At 69.6% G+C, this 19,821-nt stretch carries 11 protein-coding genes; all 11 read left to right on the forward strand.

What is annotated here, in order from left to right; translation table 11 throughout:
- Positions 1 to 96 precede the first annotated feature (96 nt).
- Entirely contained in the window at positions 97 to 525 is a 429-nt protein-coding gene (locus OV208_RS20165; RefSeq protein ID WP_120582650.1) for a nuclear transport factor 2 family protein, read from the forward strand.
- Positions 522 to 1,376, forward strand: coding sequence for an NmrA family NAD(P)-binding protein (locus OV208_RS20170; RefSeq protein WP_267575471.1), 855 nt, complete (start codon positions 522 to 524; stop codon positions 1,374 to 1,376). Before OV208_RS20165 ends, OV208_RS20170 begins: the two co-directional genes overlap by 4 nt.
- A 159-nt stretch (positions 1,377 to 1,535) precedes the next feature.
- Positions 1,536 to 2,879, forward strand: coding sequence for an MdtA/MuxA family multidrug efflux RND transporter periplasmic adaptor subunit (locus OV208_RS20175; protein ID WP_267575472.1), 1,344 nt, complete (start codon positions 1,536 to 1,538; stop codon positions 2,877 to 2,879).
- Positions 2,880 to 5,978 (forward strand): multidrug efflux RND transporter permease subunit, encoded by a 3,099-nt coding sequence (locus tag OV208_RS20180; RefSeq protein ID WP_267575473.1) that lies wholly within the window; start codon positions 2,880 to 2,882, stop codon positions 5,976 to 5,978.
- Positions 5,975 to 9,076, forward strand: a complete 3,102-nt coding sequence (locus OV208_RS20185; RefSeq protein ID WP_267575474.1) for a multidrug efflux RND transporter permease subunit — start codon at positions 5,975 to 5,977, stop codon at positions 9,074 to 9,076. The genes OV208_RS20180 and OV208_RS20185 overlap by 4 nt, the downstream gene beginning before the upstream one ends.
- Before the next feature lie 16 nt (positions 9,077 to 9,092).
- The gene (locus OV208_RS20190) at positions 9,093 to 10,559 is read left to right on the forward strand and encodes an efflux transporter outer membrane subunit (protein ID WP_267575475.1); all 1,467 of its coding nucleotides are present in this window, start codon (positions 9,093 to 9,095) and stop codon (positions 10,557 to 10,559) included.
- A 112-nt stretch (positions 10,560 to 10,671) separates the two neighbouring features.
- Positions 10,672 to 13,089: an arylsulfatase gene (locus OV208_RS20195; protein ID WP_267575476.1), complete on the forward strand. Its 2,418-nt coding sequence runs from the start codon at positions 10,672 to 10,674 to the stop codon at positions 13,087 to 13,089.
- A gap of 235 nt (positions 13,090 to 13,324) precedes the next feature.
- A complete protein-coding gene (locus OV208_RS20200; protein ID WP_267575477.1) occupies positions 13,325 to 14,608 on the forward strand; it encodes an agmatine deiminase family protein in 1,284 nt (427 codons plus the stop codon).
- Between the two features lie 135 nt (positions 14,609 to 14,743).
- Entirely contained in the window at positions 14,744 to 16,627 is a 1,884-nt protein-coding gene (locus OV208_RS20205) for a methylmalonyl-CoA mutase family protein (protein ID WP_267575478.1), read from the forward strand.
- Entirely contained in the window at positions 16,627 to 18,816 is a 2,190-nt protein-coding gene (scpA, locus tag OV208_RS20210) for a methylmalonyl-CoA mutase (RefSeq protein WP_267575479.1), read from the forward strand. The genes OV208_RS20205 and scpA overlap by 1 nt, the downstream gene beginning before the upstream one ends.
- Entirely contained in the window at positions 18,813 to 19,796 is a 984-nt protein-coding gene (gene meaB / locus OV208_RS20215) for a methylmalonyl Co-A mutase-associated GTPase MeaB (RefSeq protein WP_267575480.1), read from the forward strand. Before scpA ends, meaB begins: the two co-directional genes overlap by 4 nt.
- The last annotated feature ends 25 nt before the right edge of the window (positions 19,797 to 19,821 follow it).

Below are 19,821 nucleotides of genomic sequence, written 5' to 3' on the forward strand. Positions count from 1 at the left end.
ATCGCTGGACGCGCTGACAGTTCTTTTGGACGCAGTGACATTGAGCGTCCATAGCGGCGGTCACATCCTAGGTCCACCTCGTTGATGGAGTTTCCCATGGACCTCGCCGCCCCCACCTCCGACCTGACCCGCCTGATGGACGCGCACCTCGCGCTCATCGGCACCGACATTGAACGCTGGCTGAGCCTGTTCGCCGACGATGCCGTCGTTGAATTCCCCTACGCCCCCTCGCTCGGAATGCCTTCCCGACTGGAGGGCATCGAAGCCATCCGGGCTTACTTCGTGCCCATCACCCAGCGCTTCCAGGGGCTCGCCTTCGCGGACGTCCAGCGCTACCCGACCACCGACCCGAACGTCGGATGGATGGAGGTCCACGGCTCAGCGACGCTGCTGCCGTCACACTTCCACTACGAACAGGACTACGTGATGCGCCTGCACCTGCGCGAGGGGCGCATCGTCCGCTACCGCGAGTACTGGAACCCCCTGGCCGCTCCGGCGGGAAGCTTCGGCAAGGAGCAGGCATGAAGCCGCGCATCCTCGTCACCGGCGCCTCTGGCAACACGGGACGTCCCATCGCGGAGGGGCTGGCTTTGGAAGGGTTCCGGGTGCGGACCGCCACGCGGAGCACGACGCCACCGTTCCCCTCCGCCGACCACGTCCGCTTCGACTGGGCGGACCCCACCACGCACGAACCCGCGGTGGACGGCGTGGACCGGATGTACCTGCTGCTGCCGCCTCTGGATGCGGACCCGTCCCTCCTCATGAATCCGTTCATCGAACGCGCGCTGGCCAGGGGCGTGCGGCGCATCGTCCTGCTCAGCGCCTCCGCCATTCCGGAGGGAAGCCCGGGACTGGGACAGGTGCACCGCTTCGTGCGCGAACACGCACCGGAGTGGAGCGTGCTGCAGCCGTCGTGGTTCATGCAGAACGTCTCCAACCCCCAGAACCAGCACGGGGCCAGCGTCCGGCGCGACGGCACGCTGACGACCTCCACGGACAAGGGGCGCGTCGGGTTCGTGGACGCGGCGGACATCGCGGCGGTCGGCCTCCGGGCGCTCGCGGATGAGCCCTCGCATGACACCGCGCACGTCATCACCGGCCCCCAGGCGATGAGCTACGACGACATCGCGGCGGTGATGTCCCGGGTGTCGGGCCGCCCCATCCGGCATGTGCATGCGAGCCGGGAGGAGGTGAGCCGGCACCTGCAGGAGAAGGCTGGCATGCCGGAGGCCTACGCAAGCCTGCTCGCGGGCCTGGACGTGACAATCCGGGATGGGGCCGAGGACCGCGTGACGGACACCGTGCTGCGCGTCACCGGCCGGGCACCGCGCACCTTCGAAGCCTTCGCCCGGGCCCACGCCGACGTCTGGCGTTGAGCACACCCCTCCTTGCGTCGCGGCGTATGCCCACCTCCGCCCACGCGGGGATGTCCGCTGGAGGGCAGGAGCCCTTACCTCCAGACGGGTTGAGCAGAGGCGCACCCGGACGCACGTTGGAGGCCCCGCTCCACCGTGACGTCACGGCGGCCCCTTCGCATGAGCACGCCCCCTCCTTCCGGTCCGGATCCCGCCGCCGAGGCATCACGCTCGCCGTCCGACGACGACACCTCCGCGCAGGTTCCAGCGGAGGGCGCCCCGCATCACCGCCGCATCCGCTGGGGCTGGCTCCTGCTCCTCGCGGGCCTCGTCCTCGTGGCCGTCGTCTTCATGCGACGTCATCCGCCCGCCACCTCCGCGATGACGGCGGCGGGCGGCGCGGACGGTGGGGCCGGGGGACATGGGGGAGCACGGGGCCCGCAGCCCGTGGTGACAGCGCAGGCGACGATGCGCGACGTGCCGGTCTTCATCGTGGGACTGGGCGCGGTAACTCCCACCGCCTCGGTCGCGGTGCATTCACGCGTGGACGGACAGCTCATGCGCGTGACCTTCCAGGAAGGCCAGCACGTCAACGAGGGCGACCTGCTGGCGGAGATCGACCCCCGCCCCTACCTCAGTCAGCTGGAACAGGTGCGGGGGCAGCTGGCCCGTGACGAAGCCGTGCTGGAGAACGCGCGGCTCGACCTGCGTCGCTACACCGCCCTGCTGGAACAGGACTCCGTCGCTCGGCAGACGCTCGACACCCAGCGGGCCCTCGTGCGCCAGTACCAGGGCATCGTGAAGGCAGACAGGGGCGCGGTCGCCGCCGCGAAACTCAACCTGACCTATACGCGCATCACCTCGCCCGTCTCCGGCCGCGTCGGCCTGCGGCTCGTGGACCCGGGCAACATCATCCACGCCACGGACACGACCGGCCTCGTCATCGTCAACACCCTGCAACCCATCACGATGATCTTCTCCATCCCGGAGGATCGCGTGCCGCAGGTCATGGCGAAGCTGGGGGCGCACGAAACCCTCACGGTGGATGCCTTCGACCGCGCCCGGCAACAGCTGCTGGCCACCGGCACGCTGCTCACGGTGGACAACCAGATCGACCCCAACACCGGCACCGTGCGGCTCAAGGCGACGTTCCCCAACCGCGACTCGCGGCTGTTTCCCCAGCAGTTCGTCAACGCACGCCTGCGCATCGACACCCTGCCTGGCGCCACCGTCGTGCCCACCGCCGCCCTCCAGCACGGGGTGCAGGGCACGTTCGTCTACGTCGTGCAGCCCGACAACACGGCCCACCTGCGCCCGGTGAAGACCGGCCCCACGGAGGGCGACGACACCGTCCTCACCCAGGGCGTGCATCCCGGTGAAGCGGTGGTCGTGGAGGGCGCCGACAAGCTCACGCAAGGAGCCTCCGTCCGACGCCAGCGCGCCCTGTCCTCCGGGCCCGGCGTGGGCGGCAGTGGAAGCAGCGGAACAGACGGCGGCATGGGCACGCCAGATGGTGGGCGCTGAATGTCCGAACCCTTCATCCTGCGGCCCATCGCCACGTCCCTGCTGATGGTGGCCCTGCTGCTGGGCGGCGTGCTGTCCTACCGCCTGCTGCCCGTCTCCGCGCTGCCGGAGGTGGACTACCCCACCATCCAGGTCCTCACGTTCCAGCCGGGCGCGAGCCCCGACGTGATGGCCTCCGGGGTGACAGCCCCGCTGGAGCGGCAGTTCGGACAGATGCCCGGGCTGAATCAGATGACGTCGTCCAGTTCCAGCGGCGCGTCCGTCATCACGCTCCAGTTCACCCTGGAGATGAGCCTGGACATCGCCGAGCAGCAGGTCCAGGCCGCCATCAACGCCGCCAACAACCTGCTGCCCCCGGACCTGCCCAATCCGCCCATCTACAACAAGGTGAATCCCGCGGACACGCCGGTCATCACCCTGGCCCTCACCTCCGACACCGTGCCGCTCACCCAGGTGGAGGACCTGGCGGACACGCGCATCGCCCAGAAGCTCTCCCAGCTCCCGGGCGTCGGGCTCGTGAGCATCAGCGGCGGCCAGCGTCCCGCCGTGCGCATCCAGGCCAACGGGCTCGCGCTCGCGGCCCACGGCCTGACGCTGGAGGACGTGCGCACCGCCGTCGCCAACGCCAACGTGAACAGCCCCAAGGGCAGCTTCGACGGTCCTCGTCAGGCGCTCACCATCAACGCCAACGACCAGCGCCTGTCGAGCACCGACTACGCCCCGTTGATCATCGCGTACCGCGACGGCGCCCCCTTGAGGCTGTCCGACGTGGCGCACGTCTTCGACGGCGCGGAGAACGTGCGACAGGCCGCCTGGGCCGGAGCGACCCCTGCCGTCATCCTCAACGTGCAGCGGCAGCCGGGCGCCAACGTCATCGCCGTCGTGGACAGCGTCCGCAAGCTGCTGCCCCAGCTCCAGGAGACCCTGCCCGCCACCGTGAAGGTGGCCGTGCTCAGCGACCGGACCACCACCATCCGCGCCTCCGTGCGCGACGTGCAGCACGACCTGCTGTTCTCCATCGCGCTCGTCGTGGCGGTCATCTTCCTGTTCCTGCGCAACGCCTCCGCGACCTTCATCCCCAGCATCGCCGTGCCGCTGTCCCTCGTAGGCACCTTCGCGGCGATGTCGCTGTTGGGCTTCTCCCTCAACAACCTCACCCTGATGGCGCTCACCATCGCGGCCGGCTTCGTCGTGGACGACGCCATCGTGATGATCGAGAACATCAGCCGCTACATCGAAGGCGGCATGCCCCCGATGGAGGCGGCGCTCAAGGGCTCCAAGCAGATCGGCTTCACCATCATCTCCCTCACGGTGTCGCTCATCGCCGTGCTCATCCCCCTGCTCTTCATGGGGGACGTGGTGGGACGCCTGTTCCGAGAGTTCGCCATCACCCTGGCGGTGACCATCCTGCTGTCCGCGGTCATCTCCCTGACGCTCACCCCCATGCTGTGCTCGCGCCTGCTTCGCCGCCACCCGCCGGAGGAAGCCAACCGCTTCGAGCGCGTCGTGGGCGGCGCGTTCACCCGGCTGGTCCAGCGCTACGACGTCGCGCTGACGTGGGTGCTGGGCCACCGCGCGCTGACGATGCTCGTCGCGGGCGTGACGCTCCTGCTCACCGGCCTGATGCTCCACGGCATCCCCAAGGGCCTCTTCCCGGTGCAGGACACCGGGGTGCTCCAGGGCATCTCCCAGGCGCCCCCGTCCATCTCCTTCTCCGCCATGTCCGAGCGCCAGCAGGCCCTGGCCCGCGTGGTACTGGAAGACCCCGCAGTGGAGGGGCTGTCGTCGTTCATCGGCGTGGATGGCACCAACACCTCGCCCAACAGCGGCCGGATGCTCATCACCCTCAAGCCGCCCTCCGACCGCCACGCCTCCGCCACGGAGGTCATCCGCCGGCTCCAGCCCGCGCTGGACCGCGTGCCGGGCATCTCCCTCTCCCTGTCGCCGGTGCAGGACCTCACGCTGGACAGCCGAGTGAGCCGCACCCAGTACCAGTACAGCCTCAGCTCGCCCGACGACGCGGCGCTGGCGTCCTGGACCGACCAGCTCGTCAACCACCTGCGCACGCAACCGTCGCTGACGGACGTCTCCAGCGACATGCAGAACGGCGGCCTGCGGCTCAATCTCACCATCGACCGGGACACGGCCTCGCGCCTGGGCATCACGCCCCAGCAGGTTGACGATGCCCTCTATGACGCCTTCGGCCAGCGCCAGGTGTCCACCATCTTCACCCAGCTCAACCAGTACCGCGTGGTGCTGGAGGTGCCGCCCTCGCTCCAGCGCGTGGACACCGCGCTCGACGCCGTCTACCTGCGCTCCGCGAGCGGCGGTTCGGTGCCCCTGGCCTCCATCGTCCACGTGTCCCGGGGCCTGGGGCCGCTCACCGTCAGCCGGCAGGACCAGTTCCCCGTCGCCATCGTGTCGTTCAATCCCGCGCGGGACGTGTCGCTGTCCCAGGCGGTAGGCGCCTTCGACGGGGTGCGCGAACGGCTCCGGATCCCGGCCTCCGTGCAGACGGCCTTCGAAGGCACCGCGCGGACGTTCCAGGACTCGCTCGCCAACGAGGGCTTCCTCGTGCTCGCGGCCGTCATGGCCGTCTATCTGGTGCTGGGCGTGTTGTACGAGTCCTACGTCCACCCCCTCACCATCCTGTCCACGCTCCCGTCCGCGGCCATGGGCGCGCTGCTGGCGCTCATCGTGTGTGGGATGGAGCTGGGGATGATCGCGCTCATCGGCATCATCCTGCTCATCGGCATCGTGATGAAGAACGCCATCATGATGATCGACTTCGCGCTGGAGGCCGAACGCGTGGAGGGCAAGGCGCCCCGGGACGCCATCCACGAGGCGTGCCTGCTGCGCTTCCGGCCCATCCTGATGACGACGATGGCGTCCATGCTGGGCGCCGTGCCCCTGGCGCTGGGCGGTGGCATTGGCGCGGAGCTGCGCCAGCCCCTGGGCATCGCCATCATCGGGGGTCTCATGGTCAGCCAGTTGCTGACCCTCTTCACCACGCCGGTCATCTACCTGGGCTTCGCCGGACTCTCCCGCCGCGTCCAGGCCCTGCGCCGTCGCCCCGCCCCCGCGCGGAGGCCGGCGTGAATCCCTCCGCCCTCTTCATCCGACGCCCCGTCGCCACCTCGCTGCTGGCGGTGGGCATCGCGCTGGTAGGGGCCCTGTCCTTCAAACTGCTCCCCGTCGCGCCACTGCCGCAGGTGGAGTTCCCCACCATCAGCGTGCAGGCGGCCCTGCCGGGCGCGAGCCCTCAAATCATGGCCACCTCGGTCGCCACGCCGCTGGAGCGCCAGCTGGGCCGCATCGCGGGCATCACCCAGATGACGTCCGCCAGCAACCTGGGCGCGACGAGCATCGTCGTGCAGTTCGACCTGTCGCGGAACATCGACGGCGCGGCGCGCGACGTCCAGGCCGCCATCAACGCCGCCCGGAGCAACCTCCCCGCGAACCTGCCCAACAACCCCACCTACCGGAAGGTGAACCCTGCGGACGCGCCCATCATGCTGCTGGCGCTCACGTCGGCCCACCGGGGCCGCGGCCAGCTCTACGACCTCGCGTCCACCGTCCTCCAGCAGCAGGTGTCCCAGGTGAAGGGCGTGGGCCAGGTCATCGTCGGAGGAGGCGCGCTGCCAGCCGTGCGCGCGGAGGTGAACCCCACCGCGCTGGTGAAGTACGGCCTGGGGCTGGAGGCGGTCCGCGTCGCGCTGGGCGCGCAGAACGCCAACCGCCCCAAGGGCCAGCTGGAGGACGGCCCCCGCGCCTACACGCTCACCGCCACGGATCAGATTGTCCGCGCGGAGCAATACCGCCCCATCGTCATCGCCTGGTCCAACGGCGCGGCGGTGCGCCTGGAGGACGTCGCCCACGTCACCGACGACAACGTGGAGGACGTGCACAGCCTGGGCCTCTCCAATGGCAAGGAGGGCATCATCCTCATCATCTTCAAGGAGCCGGGCGCCAACGTCATCGACACCGTGGACGCGCTCCAGGCCCGGCTGCCGGCGTTCCAGGCCATCCTGCCGGCGGACGTGGACCTGACGGTGGTGATGGACCGCACCACCACCATCCGCGCCTCGCTCCACGACGTGGAGAGGACGCTCCTGTTGTCCATTGGCCTGGTCATCCTGGTGGTGTTCGCCTTCCTGGGCAACGCGCGCGCCACGCTGATTCCCAGCGTGGCGGTGCCGCTGTCGCTGCTGGGCACCTTCGCGGTGATGAAGCTGCTCGGCTACAGCCTGGACAACCTGTCCATGATGGCGCTCACCATCTCCACCGGCTTCGTCGTGGACGACGCCATCGTGGTGCTGGAGGACATCGAACGGCACATCGAGGAGGGCCTGTCTCCCATGGAGGCCGCGCTGAAGGGCGCGCGCGAGGTCGGCTTCACCGTGCTGTCGATGAGCATCTCCCTCATCGCCGTCTTCATTCCCCTGCTGTTCATGCAGGGCATCGTGGGCCGGCTGTTCCGCGAATTCGCCGTCACGCTGTCGGTGGCCATCCTCATGTCCCTGGTGGTGTCCCTGACGGTGACGCCGGTGATGTGCTCCCGGCTCCTGCGCCCGCATGTGACGAAGCGCTCGCGCTTCTCCGTCCGCCCCTTCGAAAGGCTGCGCGCGGGCTATGCGCGCAGCCTCGGGTGGTCGCTGGGACATCCGGGGTTGCTGCTGCTGCTCACCTTCGCGGCCATCGCGCTCAGCGCCTGGCTGTTCGTCGTCATCCCCAAGGGCTTCTTCCCGCAGCAGGACACCGGCCGGCTCAGCGCCAGCATCCAGGCGGAGCAGGACATCTCCTTCGCGGCGATGCGCGAGAAGTTCATCGCGTACGTGCGAATCATTGGCGAGGACCCGGCCGTCCAGGCCGTGGCGGGCTCCATTGGTGGCTCCGGCCCCAGCGGCTCCTCCAACGCGGGCACGCTCTTCATCACGCTCAAGCCGCTGGAGGAGCGCAAGCTGACGGCGGACGCGGTCATCGCCAGGCTCCGGGGCAAACTGCTGGCCGTCCCTGGCTCCATGGTCTACCTCCAGTCCGCGCAGGACCTGGTGATTGGCGGGCGGCAGGGCAGCGGGCAATACCAGTACACGCTGTCCTCGGACACGCTGCCGGTGCTGAACCAGTGGGCGCCGCGCGTGCTGGAGCGGATGCAGCGGCTGCCCGGCCTGCTGGACGTCAACAGCGACCAACGCGACCGCGGGCTCCAGGTCCAGGTGGTCATCGACTACGACACGGCGGCCCGCTTCGGCCTCACGGCGGCGCAGGTCGACAGCGTGTTGTACGACGCCTTCGGCCAGCGCCAGGTGTCCACGATGTACACCGGGCGCAACCAGTACCACGTGGTGATGGTGGTCCAGACGCCCTTCTGGCAGCGGCCGGAGAGCCTGAACGACATCTACGTGACGAGCGCGGCCGGCATGCAGGTGCCCCTGTCCGCGTTCGCGAGCTTCGCGCCCGCGAATACGCTGCTGTCGGTCAATCACCAGGGCCAGTTCCCGTCCGCGACGGTGTCCTTCAACCTGGGACCGGGAGCCTCACTGGGCCCCGTCGTCGAAAGCATCAACGCGAGCGTGCGCGAGCTGGGCCTTCCCGCGGGCGTGCAGGGCAGCTTCAGCGGCACCGCCCAGGCGTTCCAGGCCTCGCTGGCGTCCGAGCCCATGCTCATCGCCGCGGCGTTGTTCGCCGTCTACATCGTGCTGGGCATCCTCTACGAGAGCCTCATCCACCCCATCACCATCCTGTCCACGCTGCCATCCGCGGGCGTGGGGGCGCTGCTCGCACTGCTGCTGTTCAAGCTGGACCTGTCCATCATCGCGCTCATCGGCATCATCCTGCTCATCGGCATCGTGAAGAAGAACGCCATCATGATGATCGACTTCGCGCTGGTGTCGGAGCGCGAGGAACAGCTCGGCTCCCGCGAGGCCATCTTCCGCGCCGCGCAGCTGCGCCTGCGTCCCATCCTGATGACGACCATGGCGGCGCTGCTGGGCGCGCTGCCGCTGGCGCTGGGCACGGGCGTGGGCTCCGAGCTGCGCCGTCCCCTGGGCATCGCCATCGCGGGAGGGCTGTGTGTCAGCCAGTTGCTCACGCTCTACACCACCCCGGTCATCTACATGACCCTGGACCGGCTGGGCCGGCGCGTCCGCCAGTGGCGCACGCGCCGCTTCGCCCCTCGCGGCGCCAGCCGGGCTTGAGAAGGACATGGAGCCGATGATGCGTTTCCGCTTCCCTCCACGAATCACGGCCCTTCGCGCACCTGTCGCGCTCCTGGGCGCGGGACTGCTCAGCGCGTGCGCGGTGGGCCCCGACTACAAGCGTCCCACCGTCGTGGTGCCCGCGCACTTCAAGGAGGCAGGGGACGGCTGGAAGCCTGCCCAGCCCAATGACAGACACGACCGGGGTGCTTGGTGGAAGCGCTTCGGAGACCCGGAGCTGGACGCGCTGGAGGCACGGGTCGCCCGCTCGAACCAGACGGTGGCGAGCTACGAGGCCGCCTACCGCCGCGCGAGGGCGATGGTGGCCGAGGCCCGCGCCTCGCTCTTCCCCACGCTGGGGGCCTCCGGGTCGGCGTCACGGGCCCGGGGCGCGGGGCGCAGCACCACGGCCCCGGGCGGCATCAACGCGGGCACCAGCACCCTCGGCAACATCTTTGATTTGTCGTTGGACGCGTCATGGGAGCCGGACCTCTGGGGCCGCGTGCGACGGCAGGTCTCCGGCGCGAAGGCCTCCGCGCAGGCGGCCGGCTCCGACCTCGACAACGCGAAGCTGTCCGCCCAGGCGATGCTCGCGCAGAGCTACTTCCAGCTCCGTGCGCTGGATGCGACCCAGCGGCTGCTGGACGACGCCGTCGTCGGCTACCAGAAGTCACTGCAACTCACCCAGAACCGCTATGTGCAGGGCGTCGTGGCCCGGCCCGACGTGCTCCAGGCCCAGACGCAGCTCGCGCTCGCGCAGGCGGCCGCGACGGAGAATGAAATCAGCCGTGCGACCTACGAGCACGCCATCGCGGTCCTCGTGGGCGAACCCGCGTCCAGCTTCTCCCTGCCGCGCGTGCCGCTCGCCGCCGTCCCCCCTCCCCTTCCCGCCGAACTTCCCTCCATGCTCCTGGAGCGCCGGCCGGACATCGCCGCCGCTGAACGCCGGGCCGCCGCGGCGAACGAACAGATTGGCGTCGCCATCTCCGCGTGGTTCCCCTCCCTCAATCTGTCCGCCTCCGGAGGCTTCACCAGCTCCACCCTGGCCCAATGGCTCACCGCGCCCCATCTGGTCTGGGCACTGGGCCCCCAGCTCGTGGCCACCCTCTTCGATGGGGGGCTTCGCGCCTCGCAGACGGAGCAGGCCCGCGCCGCCTATGACCAGGGCGTCGCCAACTACCGGCAGACAGTGCTGGCCGCGTTCCAGGACGTGGAGGACAACCTCGTCTCCCTGCGCGTGCTCGAACAGGAGGTCGGCATGCAGCAGGAGGCGGTGGGCTACGCCCGGCAGGCGCTGGAGGTGGTGACGAACCAGTACAAGGCCGGCACGGTGACGTACCTGGAGGTCATCACCGCGCAGGCCACGCTCTACTCCTCCGAACAGAAGCTGGCGGCCATCGCCGGCCAGCGCATGGTGTCCGCCGTCGGGCTCGTCAAGGCGTTGGGCGGCGACTGGGAGGTGGCGCCCCCGCGTCGCGAATGAGCTTCATTGATGCCACCAGCAGCAAGCCCACCCGACCGCCCCACCCGACCGCCGGATGTCAGGCACGCTTCGTCCCCCCACCTTCCCCCCAAATCACACACGGGGGGTTGCCATGGGCAAGGACGGTCGCAAGAAGCAGAACGGGAACAACCAGGGCCAGAAACCGGCGCCGATGAAGACCTACCAGGAAGGTGAGCGCTTCCCGGGCCGCGTCGGCAGGACCTGGGCGGAGTCGGAGCCCGCCTTCCCCGTTCCCCCCACCGCACCGAAGGACGCGCCCAACATCCTCTATGTCATCCTGGATGACGTCGGCTTCGGTTGGTGCGAACCCTTCGGCGGCCTGATTCGCACGCCGCACCTGATGCGGCTCGCGCAGCAGGGCCTGCGCTACACGCACTTCACCACCACGGCGCTCTGCTCGCCCACGCGCTCCTGCCTCATCACCGGCCGCAACCACCACTCCGTGGGCATGGCCAACATCACCGAGCTGGCCACGGGCTTCCCCGGCTACAACGGCCGTCAGCCGCAGGACAAGGCCGGCGTGCCCGCCATGCTCCACCCTCACGGCTACACCAGTTACTGCGTGGGCAAGTGGCACAACACGCCGTCGGAGGAGACGACCATCGCCGGCCCGTATGACCGCTGGCCCACGGGGCCCGTCTTCGGGTTCGACCGCTTCTACGGCTTCCTGGGCGGGGATTGCGACCAGTGGAACCCGAAGCTCTTCCTGGACCGCGAAGCGGTGGAACCGCCGCGCTCGCCGGAACAGGGCTACCACCTGTCCGAGGACCTGGTGGACCGGGCCATCAGTTGGATTTCCCAGCACCACTCCGTGCAGCCAGAGAAACCCTGGCTGACCTGGCTCGCGCTGGGGTGCGCGCACGCGCCCCACCACGTCGCGCCCGAATGGGCAGACAAGTACAAGGGCCAGTTCGACATGGGCTGGGATGTGTACCGTGAGCAGGTGCTGGCGCGGCAGAAGGAGATGGGCGTCCTCCCCCAGGACGCGAAACTCGCCCCCATGCTGGAGGGCGTCCAGGAGTGGGCATCCCTGTCCAAGGATGAGAAACGCCTGTTCGCGCGGATGGCGGAGATCTACGCGGGCTTCATCGAACACGCCGACGCGCAGATTGGCCGCCTGATGGAGTTCCTGGAGCGGACGGGGCAGTTGGAGAACACCCTCGTCTTCGCCTTCATCGGGGACAATGGCTCGTCCGGAGAGGGGACGCTCACGGGCGTCTTCAACGAGCAATCGGTGGCCAACAACGCCACGGAGACGGTGGAACAGAACCTGGCGCGATTGGATCAATTCGGCCAGCCCAACTCCTACAATCACTACCCGGTGGGCTGGGCCATCGCGGGGAACGCGCCGTTCCAGCTCTGCAAGCAGTTCACCCACTTCGGTGGGGTCCGCAACCCCCTCATCGTCCACTGGCCGCGCGGCATCCAGGCGAAGGGCGAGTTGCGAACGCAGTACCACCACGTCATCGACATCGTGCCGACCATCCTGGAAGCGATTGGCGTGGAGGCGCCGCGCACCCTCAACTCGGTGCAGCAGGAGCCCGTCGAGGGCTACACGATGAACTACTCCTTCGATGATGCGAAGGCGCCGTCGAACCACCACACCCAATACTTCGAGATGCTGGGCAACCGGGGCCTGTACCATGACGGCTGGAAGATCGTGACGTACCACGGGCGCAAGCCGTGGGAGAACACGGCGCACTGGAGCTTCGACGAAGACCACTGGGAACTCTACAACCTCGCGGAGGATCCCACCGAGTCCAACGACCTGATGAAGGGACGCGACCGGGCGAAGTTGGACGACCCGATGGTGAAGAAGCTCATCGAACTGGTGGGCATGTGGTGGGCGGAGGCGGGGCGCTACCAGGTGCTGCCGCTGGACGACCGGTTCCAGGTGCGGGCCCTGGGACGGCAGGGCCTCTACTCGCAGCGGGAGCGGATGACCTTCTACGAAGGCAGCGTGCGCATCCAGGAGTTCGCGGGCCCGGAAACCAAGAACCGTTCCTGGGAGATGACGGCCGAGGTGGTGGTGCCCACGGGCGAGGCGCAGGGGCCCGTCGTCGCACTGGGCGGCGCCTCCGCCGGGTGGACGCTGTACCTCCTGAAGGGCGTCCCGATGTTCTGCTACAACTTCCCCGGCCCTGAATACACATACATCCGGGGCACCACCGCACTGACGCCCGGCAGGCACCTGCTGCGCTACGAGTTCGAGAAGACCGGACCAGAGCCCTTCGGAGCGGGTGGCACCGGGCGGCTCTCCGTCGACGGCAAGCAGGTGGCAGAAGGGAAGATTCCCAGGACCGTGTCCGTGGGCTACTCGATGGATGAGACCTTCGACGTGGGCTGGGACAAGGGCACGGCGGTGAGCCCCGAGTACCCGTCCAATGCCAGCTTCAACGGCCGCGTCCTGCGCGTGGACTTCGACCTCAAGCCGGACTTCCACCCCGACCACGACGACCCGGCCAAGAAGGCCGAGGCGCGATTCCAGCACGAGATGCTGCGGCAGTAGGCCGGGGTAGGCGTCCCCCAAAGCCCTGAGCGCCCAGGATGCCATTGCATCCCGGGCGCCAACCTCCCGTCCGGGCCCCCCGGGAAGCGCGTTCCGGGGGAGATGCTTGCGCCAGGCAACCAGTTCGCGCCTTCGCCGACCCGCCCGGACGCCTCATTACGAAGCCCTTGCGCGGGGAGGCCCCGGGACCATGAGGGTTCATGGGCGATGCCTCCCTACGTAGCGGGGGCCGCACATGACGAAGCGGAACGTCTGGATGCTCTGCATGGGATTGGGGCTGGGCGTCGGCTGTGGGCAGGTCGAGGAGGAGGCACCCATTCCCCCCGTGGACCCGGCCCTGCACGGCCAGGATGAAGCGATGGCCTCACTCGCGGCCCAGTACCAATGGCAATGCTTTCCGGAGCGTTATGGCTTCACCCCGCCCTCGGAGGTCGTGCGCTTCCCCGCCGAGCACGAGCCCCAGGGAGAGCTGCTGTTGAGCTGGAGTCGGCCGGGGTGCGACCATCCCGAACAGCTCGCGCTCATCTTCGCCGCACTGGAGGGACGCATCCCGATCCACATGCTCGCGGCGGAATCGCTCCACACGGAGATTCGCCAATGCCTGTCCGATGCGGGCATGACCCGGCAGCAACTGCGGGAGTTCGATCTGCTTCCCCGCAGGGTGGACAATGAATGGATCCGCGATTACGGGCCGGACGTCGTCGTTGGCGCGGATGGGAAGCGGCGCTTCGTGGACACGGTCCTCCGTCCCCTGCAGGCCGTCCAGTGCAGCAGCTTCGACTTCTACGAGCTTTCCGATCGCATCCCCACCTTGCTGGGCGAGTGGTGGGGTGTCCCGGTGGATCGTCCGGCCGTGGTGCTGTCGGGTGGCAACCTGCTGACGGACGGCGCGGGACGGTGCTTCCGCGCCCAGCGGGAGACCCACGCGCGCAACTGCTTCCCCGTCTGGTGCTATTCGGAGGAGGAGACGAATGAAGTCATTGGCCGCGCGCACGGCTGCGACGTCGTCACCCTGGAGTCGCTGGAGGGAGGCGTCGTCGACCACATCGACATGTGGATGGCGATGCTGTCCTCCAAGACCGTGCTCGTGGGCCGCTACGACGTCCACGACGACGCCATCAACGCGGCCATCCTGGACCGCAACGCGCGGCGGCTGGCGGACCTGGGCTACGACGTCGTGCGCATTCCCATGCCCACGCCCTACTGCCAGGACGCCGGTGACTCCTGCCTGGGGGCTCCCGAGCGCATCCGCGAGTGCGACGGCACCAACACCCGCGTCTGGGCCACGTACCTCAACTCCCTCCGCCTGGGGGACGTGATGGCCGTGCCCGTGTACCGCTGGGTCCCGGGCTCCCAGGCGTACCGCCACCAGCGCCAGGAACAGGAGGCCCTGGCCACCTACCAGTGGGCGCTGGACCGCGAGTTCGGCCCGGGCGCGGTGAAGGTGCACCCCATCCCCTCCGACACCGTCATTCCCTGCCAGGGCGCCCTGCACCGGCTCGCGAAGACGTTGCGCTGACGCGTGGGGACTCCCGGGCACTCGGGAGCCACCCCTCCACCATCCCATTGCCCCGGGCTGGCATTGCGCCTATGGGGAGGGGAAGGCGCCGTACCCCTGGGGCCCGGCGCTCCCTCTTCCCTACGAGGACGCCGCATGTCGTCAGAGCCTCTCCCCATCGCCACGGCGTTCCCGCCCCCTTCCGTCGAGGAATGGCGCCGGCTCGTGGACAAGGACTTGAAGGGCAAGCCCTTCACGTCGCTCCAGTCGCCCCTCGAAGGCGGCCTGTCCCTCCAGCCCCTCTACACGGCCCAGGACGCTGGCGCGCCCTCCGAGCCTCCCGGCGTCGCGCCCTATGTGCGCGGTACGCAGCCGTTGGGCCACACCGAAGGCGGATGGCTGGTCTGCCAGGAGTACGCCGGACCGGACCTGACGCAGACGGCCGAAGCCCTCCGCACCGACCTGGAGCGCGGTGGCCAGGGCGTCTGGCTGCTGCTCGACGCGCCACACGGCGTCGACGTGAAAGACATGGCGGCCCTGGAGCGCCTGCTCGCGCACGTGCCGTTGGATCGCACGCCCGTGCACTTCGAGCCGACCACCGACCTGCTCGCGCCCTCCACCTTCCTGTTCCAGGTCGCCCAGAAGGCCAGTGTTTCGAAGCAGGCCCTGAAGGGCAGCCTGGGCATCGATCCCGTGGGCGCCCTCGCGCGGCTGGGTTCGGCGAAGGTGGACGTGGCCGCGACCCTGGCGAAGGCCGCGCCGCTGGTGACGTCCCTGCTCAAGGATGCACCGGGCCTGCGCGCGCTGCTCGTGTCGTCGCGGTCCTGGGCGGATGCGGGCGCCACCTCCGTGCATGAGCTGGCGTGGACCCTCGCCACCGGCGTGGAGTACCTGCGCGAGTTGGAGCGCGCGGGGGTTTCGCCCGGGGACACCGCACGCTCGATGCAGTTCGCCCTATCCGTGGGCGGGCAGTTCTTCCCGGAGATCGCCCGGCTGCGCGCGGCGCGGCTGCTCTGGTCCAAGGTCGTCGCCGCCTCTGGAGGCGCGCCGGAGTCGCAGGCCATGGCGCTGCACGCGCGCACCGCCAGCGCAACCAAGACACAGCGCGACCCGTGGGTGAACATCCTGCGCGCCACCGCGGAGTCCTTCGCCGCCGTCCTCGCGGGCGCGGACAGCGTGAGCACGTCCCCCTACGACGAGCCCCTGGGCACGCCCGACGAACAGGGCCGGCGGCTCGCGCGCAACACGCAGCTCATCCTGCGCGACGAGTCCAGCCTCAACCGCGTCGCGGACCCCGCGGGCGGCAGCTACTACCTGGAGCAGCTCACCGGCGACATCGCCCGCGCGGCCTGGGCGGAGTTGCAGCGCATCGAAGCGCTGGGCGGCATCACCCAGGCGCTCGTGCAGGGGGACGTGGCCCGCGTCCTCACCGAGACGCGCGCCGCGCGCGACAAGGCCGTGCGCACCCGCCGGCAGCCCATCGTGGGCGTCAGCGAGTTCCCCCACCTGACCGAGGCCCCCGTGCAGCGCGAGGCCCACGCCGTCGCGCCCGCGCAGGGCGAGGGAGTCGTCGCGCCGCCGCGCCCCTTCCGCTTCTCGGAGCCGTTTGAATCCCTGCGCGACGCGAGCGACCGGCACCACGCGGCGCACGGCGTCCGTCCCCGCGCCTTCATGGCGAACCTGGGCACGGTGGCGGAGCACACCGCGCGCTCGACGTGGATCTCCAACGTGCTGGCCGTGGGCGGCATCGAAGCGGACGAACACCGGGGCTTCGCGGATGCGGCCGCTGGCGCTGAGCTCTTCGCGAAGTCGGGCACGTCGCTGGCCGTCATCTCCGGTCCGGACGCGCTCTATCCGGAAGCCGTGCCCGCGCTCGTCGCGGCCTTGAAGTCGAAGGGCGCGCGCACGGTCGCTCTCGCGGGCCGTCCCGGTGAACACGAAGCCGCCTTCCGCGCGGCCGGTGTCGACCTCTTCCTCTACGCGGGAGCGGACCTGTTCCAGCTCCTGAAGACGCTGCACCAGCAGTTGGGAGTCGCCTGATGCGCCCCTCCGTTCCGGACTTCTCCCGCGTCGCGTTCGACGCCCCTGAAACCCAGGCCGCGCCCGCCGGGGTCGACACGCAGCGCGCCCACGCGAGCGAGGCCACGCGCGCCGCCGAGCGCTGGGACACGCCCGAGGGCATCCCCGTCAAGCCGCTCTACACCCGCGAGGACCTGGAGGGCGTGGAGCACCTGGGCTCCCTGCCCGGCCTGCCCCCGTTCGTGCGAGGCCCGTACGCCACCATGTACGTGCAGCAGCCGTGGACGGTGCGCCAGTACGCGGGCTTCTCCACCGCGGAGGCGTCCAACGCCTTCTACCGGCGCAACCTGGCGGCCGGGCAGAAGGGCCTGTCCATCGCGTTCGACCTGGCCACGCACCGGGGCTACGACAGCGACCATCCGCGCGTCGCGGGCGACGTGGGTATGGCGGGCGTGGCCATCGACTCCATCAAGGACATGCGCATCCTGTTCGACCGCATCCCGCTCGATCAGATGAGCGTGTCGATGACGATGAACGGCGCCGTCCTCCCCGTGCTCGCGCTCTACGTGGTCGCGGCCGAGGAACAGGGCGTGAAGCCCGAGCAGCTCAGCGGGACCATCCAGAACGACATCCTCAAGGAGTTCATGGTCCGCAACACGTACATCTATCCGCCTGGACCCTCGATGCGGATCATCGGGGACATCTTCAAGTTCACGGCGGAGAAGATGCCGCGCTTCAACAGCATCAGCATCAGCGGCTACCACATGCAGGAAGCCGGCGCGACGCAGGACCTGGAGCTGGGCTACACGCTCGCGGACGGCGTGGAGTACGTGCGCGCGGGCCTCGCATCCGGCCTGGGCGTGGATGCGTTCGCCCCGCGCCTGTCGTTCTTCTGGGCCATCGGGATGAACTTCTTCATGGAGGTGGCGAAGATGCGCGCCGCCCGCCTCCTCTGGGCCCGCCTCATCAAGGGCTTCAACCCCAAGAGCGACAAGAGCCTGGCGCTGCGCACCCATTGCCAGACGTCCGGCTGGAGCCTCACCGCGCAGGACGTCTACAACAACGTCGTGCGCACCTGCGTGGAGGCCATGGCCGCGACGCAGGGCCACACCCAGAGCCTGCACACCAACTCGCTGGATGAGGCCATCGCGCTGCCCACCGACTTCAGCGCGCGCATCGCCCGCAACACCCAGCTCTACCTCCAGTTGGAGAGCGGCACCACGCGCGTCATCGACCCGTGGGGCGGCAGCTACTACGTGGAGCGCCTCACCCACGAGCTGGCCCAGAAGGCCTGGGGCCACATCCAGGAAGTCGAAGCGCTGGGCGGCATGACCAAGGCCATCGAAGCGGGCCTGCCCAAGCTGCGCATCGAAGAAGCCGCCGCGCGCACCCAGGCGCGAATCGACTCCGGACGTCAGGCCATCATCGGCGTGAACAAGTACCCACCGGAGCGCGAGGACCGCATCGAGATCCTCAAGGTGGACAACTCCGCGGTGCGCGAGTCCCAAATCGCCCGCCTGCGCGAGCTGCGCGCCGAACGCAACGCGGAGGAAGTGCGCCGCCGCCTGGACGCGCTCACCGAGGCCGGACGCCGCAACGAGGGCAACCTGCTCGCGCTCGCCATCGACGCGGCGCGGGCGAAGGCCACCGTGGGAGAAATCAGCGACGCGCTCGAGAAGGTCTACGGGCGCTACGAGGCCACCGTGCGCAGCGTGTCCGGGGTGTATTCGGCGGAAGCCGGTGGGGCGCAGGGCATCGCGGAGGCGCGGGCGAAGGCGGATTCGTTCCTCGCGAGCTTCGGCCGCCGGCCGCGCATCCTCATCGCGAAGATGGGCCAGGATGGCCATGACCGGGGACAGAAGGTCATCGCCACCGCGTTCGCGGACCTGGGCTTCGACGTGGACATCGGGCCGCTGTTCCAGACGCCCGAGGAGTCCGCGAAGCAGGCGGTGGAGAACGACGTGCACGTCGTGGGCGCCAGCTCCCTGGCGGCCGGCCACCTCACGCTCGTGCCCCAGTTGAAGCAGGCCCTGAAGGCCCTGGGCCGCGAGGACATCATGGTGGTGGTGGGCGGCGTCATCCCCGCCCAGGACTACGACCAGCTCAAGGCCGCGGGCGCCGCCGCCATCTTCGGCCCCGGCACCGTCATCGCGAAGGCGGCCATCGAGCTGCTCGACAAGCTCTCCGCCGCGCTGGAGGAAGAGGCGTGAAGTCGCTGCCCGCGGACACCTACGTGGAGGGCGTGCGGGCCGGAGACCGGGCGGTGCTCGCGCGGGCCATCACGCTGGTGGAGAGCGAACACCCTCGCCACGCGGCGCTCGCGCAGGAGGTCCTCACGCGGCTGTTGCCCCACACCGGCAAGAGCAAGCGCGTGGGCATCAGCGGCGTGCCGGGCGTGGGCAAGAGCACCTTCATCGACGCGCTGGGCATGCACCTGGCCGGCAACGGGCACCGGGTGGCGGTGCTCGCCATCGACCCGTCCAGCAGCGTGTCCGGCGGCAGCATCCTGGGCGACAAGACGCGCATGGCTCGGCTCGCGCGCGAGCCCTTGGCGTACATCCGGCCCAGCCCTTCCAGCGGCACGCTGGGCGGTGTCGCGCGCAAGACGCGGGAGACGCTGCTGCTATGCGAGGCCGCGGGCTTCGACGTGGTGCTGGTGGAGACGGTGGGCGTAGGCCAGTCCGAGACCGTGGTCGCGGACATGGTGGACTTCTACCTGGTGCTGATGCTCGCGGGCGCGGGCGACGAACTGCAGGGCATCAAGCGCGGCATCCTGGAGGTGGCGGACATGGTCGCCATCAACAAGGCGGACGGCGACAACGCGCCGCGCGCCATGCAGGCTCGCGCCCAGTACCGCGCCGCCCTGCACCTGATGCGCCCGGGCGCGGAGCCGGTCGTCACGACGTGCAGCGCCATGGAGGGCATCGGCATCGACACGCTGTGGGCGTCCGTGGAGTCGGTCGTCGCCCAGCGGGAGGCGGCCGGGGAGCTGGCCCGTCGGCGGACCCAGCAGCAGGTGGGCTGGATGTGGGCCATGGTGCACGACGGACTGCGAGCGGCCCTGCGAGCGCACCCCGAGGTGTCCGCCCTCATCCCCACCCTGGAGCAGGACGTACGCGAAGGGCGCGCGACGCCGACCACGGCCGCACTGCGTGTGCTGGGGGCCTTCCTTCCTCAAACGCAGGCCTGACGAGCCGCGTCGTGCAGGCAGCAAC

It is taken from the genome of Corallococcus sp. bb12-1 (assembly GCF_026626765.1).
Lineage (GTDB): Bacteria > Myxococcota > Myxococcia > Myxococcales > Myxococcaceae > Corallococcus > Corallococcus terminator.

What these genes read in the sequence shown, in the direction of transcription:
- OV208_RS20195 (WP_267575476.1), top strand. Translation starts at nt 10,672, where the DNA reads ATGGGCAAGGACGGTCGCAAGAAGCAGAACGGGAACAACCAGGGCCAG.
- OV208_RS20165 (WP_120582650.1), top strand. Translation starts at nt 97, where the DNA reads ATGGACCTCGCCGCCCCCACCTCCGACCTGACCCGCCTGATGGACGCG.
- OV208_RS20180 (WP_267575473.1), top strand. Translation starts at nt 2,880, where the DNA reads ATGTCCGAACCCTTCATCCTGCGGCCCATCGCCACGTCCCTGCTGATG.
- OV208_RS20175 (WP_267575472.1), top strand. Translation starts at nt 1,536, where the DNA reads ATGAGCACGCCCCCTCCTTCCGGTCCGGATCCCGCCGCCGAGGCATCA.
- OV208_RS20190 (WP_267575475.1), top strand. Translation starts at nt 9,093, where the DNA reads ATGATGCGTTTCCGCTTCCCTCCACGAATCACGGCCCTTCGCGCACCT.
- OV208_RS20170 (WP_267575471.1), top strand. Translation starts at nt 522, where the DNA reads ATGAAGCCGCGCATCCTCGTCACCGGCGCCTCTGGCAACACGGGACGT.
- OV208_RS20205 (WP_267575478.1), top strand. Translation starts at nt 14,744, where the DNA reads ATGTCGTCAGAGCCTCTCCCCATCGCCACGGCGTTCCCGCCCCCTTCC.
- scpA (WP_267575479.1), top strand. Translation starts at nt 16,627, where the DNA reads ATGCGCCCCTCCGTTCCGGACTTCTCCCGCGTCGCGTTCGACGCCCCT.
- OV208_RS20200 (WP_267575477.1), top strand. Translation starts at nt 13,325, where the DNA reads ATGACGAAGCGGAACGTCTGGATGCTCTGCATGGGATTGGGGCTGGGC.